Here is a 5,632-nt window from a genome sequence, read left to right as displayed (position 1 = left end):
TTCCTTCTCCCCGTCATTACGGGGAGAAGGTGCCGGCAGGCGGATGAGGGGCAATTTCTACAGCGTTTTTATAGACGGAAACGCAATCCGTACCCTTAGGCCACGGCCATTCGCGCCTGCCAGCAGCTCCAGCCGTCCGCCGAACAATGCCGCGATCTCTTCCACGATCGGCAGGCCGAGCCCTGCACCTGGCTTGTCGCCCGATCGCCCGCGCACAAAACGCTGGCGAACACTTTCCATCTCCGACGCCGGGATGCCCGGTCCGGTGTCCTCGACCTCCAGCACGACCTCCGTGCCACCGTCGAGCACCTTGACCGTCGCCTCCGCGCCGCTGCCGGCATAAGCGAGCACGTTTTCGATCAGGTTGCGGATCATTTCGCTGAGCAGCATCGGTTCGCCGCGTACAAACAGTGCCTTTTCGCCGTCAAAACCGAGATCGATGCCAGCGGCATGCGCCTGGGTAACGCGATCGGCGGTGAGCGTCTGCGCAAGCTCGGTCAGGTTGACCGCGCCAAGGTTCTTGAGCCTGTCGGACGCCGCCTCGTCGACCTTGGCGAGCAGCAAAAGCTGGGCGATGACGCGCTCGGCATGAGCGACCGCCTCGTCGCCCATCCGGGCGGCCTGCCGCGCCTCTTCGAGCGAGTGCGCGCGCGCGGCAAGGGCAAGCTGGGTGCGGATGATGGTCAGCGGCGTGCGTAGCTGATGGCTGGCATTGCCGGTGAAATGCCGCATCGCACCCAGTGCCGAGCCGAGCCGGCCCATGAATGAGTTTACGGTGTCGACCAGCCCGCGCACCTCCTTGGGCACCGATTGTTCGATTGGGTGCAGATCGTCGGGATTGCGTTCGGCTATCGCGTCGCGCAACCGGTAGAGCGGACGCAGCGAAAAGGTGACGGCGAGCCAGACGATCGCCGCCGCACTGCCGATCAGGATGGCGAGCCTGAGCGCCGAGCGCAAAAGGATGGTCTGCGCCAGCTGCGTGCGGGCGATGGTCGTTTCGGCGATGGTAACGACGAAAGGAATCGAGGTCGCACCCGTCGAAGCGGCGCGGGAAAGCGAGCTCAACCGGATCGGCTCGCCGCGGAAATTCGCGTCGGCATAGCCGCTTTCTTCCTGTTCGAGCCCCTGGATGACAGGCAGGTTCTGGTATCCGGTGATGAACCCCTGGGGGCCGTCGACACGGTAGAAGACGCGGTCCTGTGCCGCCGAGGTCAGCATTTCGAGCGCGACATAGGGGATGTCGACTTCCAGCGCGCCATCCTCGGCCACCACCACGCGCTCGGCGATCGCCAGCGCCGAACCTGCCAGTACCCGGTCGGAGACGGCGTTCGCCGTGTCCACCGCCTCGCGATAGGTGTCGGCGAGCGCGATCAGGCCAATGGTGACCAGTGGCACCAGCAGCCACAGCAGCAGCCGACTGCGCAGCGAATAGGGCTTCGTCCGGGCCATCAGGGGCTTGGCAGCTTTTCGAGATAATAGCCGATGCCACGCGCGGTCCGCACCGTCAGGCCGTAAGGAGCCAGGCGCTTGCGCAGGCGGCTGACATATTGCTCGATGGCGTTGGCGCTCAGATCCTCGTCGAAGCCGGCGAGCGATTCGATGATCGCCTGCTTGGCGACGACCTTGCCGGCGCGCATGAACAGCGTTTCCAGCAGCGCCAGTTCCCGCGCCGGAATGTCGATGGCAGCTCCGTTTGAGGAAAAGCTGCGCGTGTTGAGGTCGAGCGCCACCTCGCCGAAGGTGACGGTCGCCGCCTTGAGCCCGGCGCGGCGGCGCAGCAGGGTGCGCACCCGCGCTTCCAGCTCGCCAACGTCGAAGGGCTTGACCATGTAGTCGTCAGCGCCGAGGTCGAGCCCTTTCACTCGCTCGTCGAGCGAATGCCGCGCCGACAGGATCAGCACGGCGGCGTCATGCTGGCGTCCGCGCATGGTGCGCAGCACGTCGAGCCCGTCCATCTCGGGCAGGTTGAGGTCGAGGATGACGAGGTCGAAGCGCTCGGTGGCGAGCACGGCCACGGCGGACGCACCATCGCCGACCACGTCGACGGCATAGCCGCTGCCCTTGAGCACCGCCGCCAGCCCACCAGCCAGCGTCGCGTTGTCCTCCACCACCAGAATGCGCAACCGAATTCTCCTTGCCCCACCCGCTATGACGATGCCTATTCGATAGGCAAAGGTCCAGAGCCCCTTGCACGCATCTATAGCGCTTCGCCGTTGTGCCGCTCGCTTGGCTGATGCATGGTCGAGCGATCATGCGCTTTGCCATTCTCGCCGCCCTTGTTTGCCTTTCAGCGCCCGCCTGGGCCGAGGTCACCGTCTTTCCAGCACTCAACGGCGCTTCGGACGCGCGCACGCTTGTCGTTTATTCCTCGCTCGACGCGCCTTTGGCCAAGCCGATGCTCGAAGGCTTCCAGAAGGCCAATCCCGGCATCATTGTCCGCTACGAGGAACTGCAGACGGTCGACATCTACGACCGGGTCGTGGCCGAGACCGACGCCGGCAAGGGCACTTCCGACATCGCCTTTTCCTCGGCCATGGACCTGCAGGTCAAGCTCGCCAATGACGGTTACGCCCAGGAAAGCCGGCTGCCGCTGTCCGACCGCTGGCCGCGCTGGGCCAACTGGCGCGACACCGCCTATGCGCTGACCTTCGAGCCGGCGGTGTTCGTCTATCACAAGCCGAGCTTCAAGGACGCGCCGCCACCCGCCACGCGCGGCCAGTTCGTCGATTTCCTCCAGGCCCAGGGCGACAAGGTCTATGGCCGCATCGCCACGTATGACATCGAGCGCTCCGGCGTCGGCTTCATGTTCATGGCGCGCGACCAGGAGCAATATCCCGACATCTGGTCGGTGATCCGCGCCATGGGGGCAGCGGGCGTGAAGCTCTATTCGACAAGCAGCGCGATCCTGGAACGCATCGCCGACGGGCGCTTCGTGCTTGGCTACAACATCCTGGGCTCCTATGCCGCCGACTGGGCGGCGCGCAACCCTGATGTCGGCATCGTCCTGCCCAAAGACTACACGGTGGTGATGTCGCGCATCGGCCTGGTGCCGGCGGCCGCCAAGTCGCCGGACCTCGGCCGCCGCTATCTCGAATATTTCATGTCGGCCGAGGGCCAGACGGTGATGGCGCGGCAATTGCACATTGCGGCCGTCAATCCGGACGTATCGGGCGAAAACACCGCCAACCGGATGCAGGAAGTTCTCGGCGGCCAATTGCGCCCGGTGCCGGTCAGTCCCGGCCTGATGGTCTATCTCGACCAGGTCAAGCGATCCCGCGTCATCGAGCGCTGGAATGAGGCGCTGCGCAGCCCCTGATCATGCGATGTTCCCAAGCTGTTGCATCGGTGTCAGTCTGATGTCAGGTTGCTGCGATAGGGAAGTTTCGGCCCATCCGTTGGAGGCGGCAGGGCTCGGAAAGTTCGGGAGGACTTCGAACACGTTTCTTCAAAGGCTATCCAGCGRCGCAATATCGTCGCGTAATGGGGCCCTGGAAACGCTGCACAAGTGGCCGGCTCATTTAGACGGTCCATTCCTTCCCTTGACGTTCCGGGACGCTGCCTCAGGCGCGGGCCTCGAAACTGAAAAAAGCATTTGCCCCGCGCATGCGGGTTGCAAGGGAGGAACAGCAATGAAGCAGTTCGTATTGGCATCTATCATCGCGGGCGCGCTCGCTCTGCCGGCCGCAGCGGCCGACTACAAGATCATGGCTCCCGCAGCGCCTGGCGGCGGCTGGGACCAGACCGCGCGTTCGATGCAGACCGCGCTCCAGGACGAGAAGATCTCGAGCTCCGTGCAGGTCAACAACGTTCCGGGCGCCGGCGGCACCATCGGTCTCGCCCAGTTCGTCAACCAGGCCAGCGGCGACCCGGCTCAGCTGATCGTCGGCGGCTATGTCATGGTCGGCGCGATCTTGACCAACGCCTCGCCTGTCACGCTCGATCAGGTCACCCCGATCGCTCGCCTGACCGGCGAATACGAAGCGCTGGTCGTACCTGCTGCTTCCGACATCAAGGACATGGCAGGCCTCGTTGCCAAGCTCAAGGCTGATCCAGGTGCGGTTTCCTGGGGCGGCGGCTCGGCCGGCGGCACCGATCACATCACGGCCGGCCTGATTGCCAAGGCTGTCGGCGTCGATCCGACCAAGGTCAACTACATCGCCTATTCCGGCGGTGGCGAAGCGCTTGCCGCCATTCTCGGCGGCCAGGTGACCGTCGGCATTTCCGGCTACGGCGAATTCGCCGAGCAGATCAAGGCTGGCACGCTGCGCATCATCGGCATCTCGTCTGACGCCAAGGTCGAAGGCATCGACGCCCCGACCTTCAAGGAAGGCGGCGTTGACGTCTCGATCCAGAACTGGCGCATGGTCGCTGCTGCTCCTGGCCTGTCGGCCGAGCAGAAGGCAGCTGTGCTGGCCGACGTCGAAAAGATGGTGACCTCGGCCTCGTGGACGAAGATCCTCGCCGACAAGGGCTGGGCCAACACCTACCTCGCCGGTGACGACTTCGCAGCACAGCTGAAGAAGGACACCGAAGCGACGTCCGCCATCCTGAAAGACATCGGCCTGGTGAAATGAGCCTGGACAACCAGCAACAAGAAAGGCGCCGCCCCGATTGGGCGGCGCTTGCCATCGCCGCGCTGCTTATGGCGGTTTCGGTCGTCATCGCCTGGAGCACCGCTAGCCATGGCGCCGGCAACAGCTATGCGCGCGTCGGCCCAACCACCTTTCCTTATGTGATCGCTGCGGCGTTCTTCGGTCTGTCGATCTGGACGGCCTTCGAAGCCTGGCGTGGTGACTTCCCCGAGCGCGAGCATCAGGAAATCAGCCCGATCCTGTGGATCGTCGGCGGCCTTGTCGCCCAGATGCTGCTGCTCAAGGCAGCCGGCTTCTCGATCGCCACGGGACTGCTCTTTGCCGCAACGGCGCGCGCGTTCGGCCGCGGCCCGCTGTGGAAGACGATTCCCCTAGGCATCGTGCTTTCCTTCGTCATCTGGATCATTTTCGCCAAGGGACTGCAGCTCTCGCTGCCCGCCGGCCCGCTCGAACACCTGCTGTTCTGAGCGATTTTTAAGGGAGCTCGGCTCTAAATGGATACCTTTGGTCTGCTGGCGCAGGGACTGCTCACGGCTCTCGAGCCGATGAACATGCTCTATGCGCTCATCGGCGTGACGCTCGGCACTGCCGTCGGCGTTTTGCCCGGCATCGGTCCGGCACTTACCGTCGCCCTGCTGTTGCCGGTCACCTACAAGCTCGATCCCGCCGGATCGCTGATCATGTTCGCCGGCATCTACTACGGCGGCATGTATGGCGGCTCCACGACGTCGATTCTGCTCAACACGCCGGGCGAAAGTGCCTCGATTGTCACGGCGCTTGAAGGCAACAAGATGGCGCGCGCCGGGCGCGGCGGACCGGCATTGGCGACCGCCGCCATCGGTTCGTTCGTTGCCGGCCTGATCGCAACCATCGGCCTTGCCTTCATCGCGCCGACGGTCGTCAAGATGGCGCTGTCTTTCGGCCCGGCCGAATATTTCGCGCTGATGATCCTCGCCTTCATGACCGTGTCGGCCGCCTTCGGCGACTCCACGCTGCGCGGGCTGACCGCACTTTTCATTGGTCTGGCCATGGGATTGATC

The 5,632-nt window shown here is 64.4% G+C and carries 6 protein-coding genes; 4 read left to right on the top strand and 2 right to left on the bottom strand.

Features of this window, described 5'->3' with window-relative positions; all coding sequences use genetic code 11:
* Positions 1 to 57 precede the first annotated feature (57 nt).
* Positions 58 to 1,449 carry a sensor histidine kinase N-terminal domain-containing protein gene (locus AC1DWF_RS29625; protein WP_476786316.1) on the bottom strand — a complete coding sequence of 464 codons (1,392 nt, stop codon included), beginning with the start codon at positions 1,447 to 1,449 and terminating at the stop codon, positions 58 to 60.
* Positions 1,449 to 2,123 (bottom strand): response regulator, encoded by a 675-nt coding sequence (locus AC1DWF_RS29620; protein WP_476786315.1) that lies wholly within the window; start codon positions 2,121 to 2,123, stop codon positions 1,449 to 1,451. The genes AC1DWF_RS29625 and AC1DWF_RS29620 overlap by 1 nt, the downstream gene beginning before the upstream one ends.
* A gap of 128 nt (positions 2,124 to 2,251) precedes the next feature.
* Here AC1DWF_RS29620 and AC1DWF_RS29615 point away from each other — a divergent pair, with 128 nt between their 5' ends.
* From AC1DWF_RS29615 to AC1DWF_RS29600, 4 genes are all read left to right on the top strand, one after another.
* Positions 2,252 to 3,316, top strand: coding sequence for an ABC transporter substrate-binding protein (locus AC1DWF_RS29615; protein WP_476788921.1), 1,065 nt, complete (start codon positions 2,252 to 2,254; stop codon positions 3,314 to 3,316).
* 313 nt (positions 3,317 to 3,629) lie between these two features.
* Positions 3,630 to 4,574: a Bug family tripartite tricarboxylate transporter substrate binding protein gene (locus tag AC1DWF_RS29610; RefSeq protein ID WP_476788920.1), complete on the top strand. Its 945-nt coding sequence runs from the start codon at positions 3,630 to 3,632 to the stop codon at positions 4,572 to 4,574.
* The gene (locus tag AC1DWF_RS29605) at positions 4,571 to 5,059 is read left to right on the top strand and encodes a tripartite tricarboxylate transporter TctB family protein (RefSeq protein ID WP_476788919.1); all 489 of its coding nucleotides are present in this window, start codon (positions 4,571 to 4,573) and stop codon (positions 5,057 to 5,059) included. The genes AC1DWF_RS29610 and AC1DWF_RS29605 overlap by 4 nt, the downstream gene beginning before the upstream one ends.
* Before the next feature lie 27 nt (positions 5,060 to 5,086).
* Positions 5,087 to 5,632, top strand: a 546-nt coding sequence (locus tag AC1DWF_RS29600; RefSeq protein WP_476842395.1) for a tripartite tricarboxylate transporter permease, incomplete at its 3' end; no start/stop codon positions are given.

It is taken from the genome of Aminobacter sp. P4_D5 (assembly GCF_056401815.1).
Note: the sequence above shows the minus strand (reverse complement) of the source record. Positions and strands in the feature narration are given on the sequence as shown.

What these genes read in the sequence shown, in the direction of transcription:
- AC1DWF_RS29615 (WP_476788921.1), top strand. Translation starts at nt 2,252, where the DNA reads ATGCGCTTTGCCATTCTCGCCGCCCTTGTTTGCCTTTCAGCGCCCGCC.
- AC1DWF_RS29610 (WP_476788920.1), top strand. Translation starts at nt 3,630, where the DNA reads ATGAAGCAGTTCGTATTGGCATCTATCATCGCGGGCGCGCTCGCTCTG.
- AC1DWF_RS29605 (WP_476788919.1), top strand. Translation starts at nt 4,571, where the DNA reads ATGAGCCTGGACAACCAGCAACAAGAAAGGCGCCGCCCCGATTGGGCG.
- AC1DWF_RS29625 (WP_476786316.1), bottom strand. Translation starts at nt 1,449, where the DNA reads ATGGCCCGGACGAAGCCCTATTCGCTGCGCAGTCGGCTGCTGCTGTGG.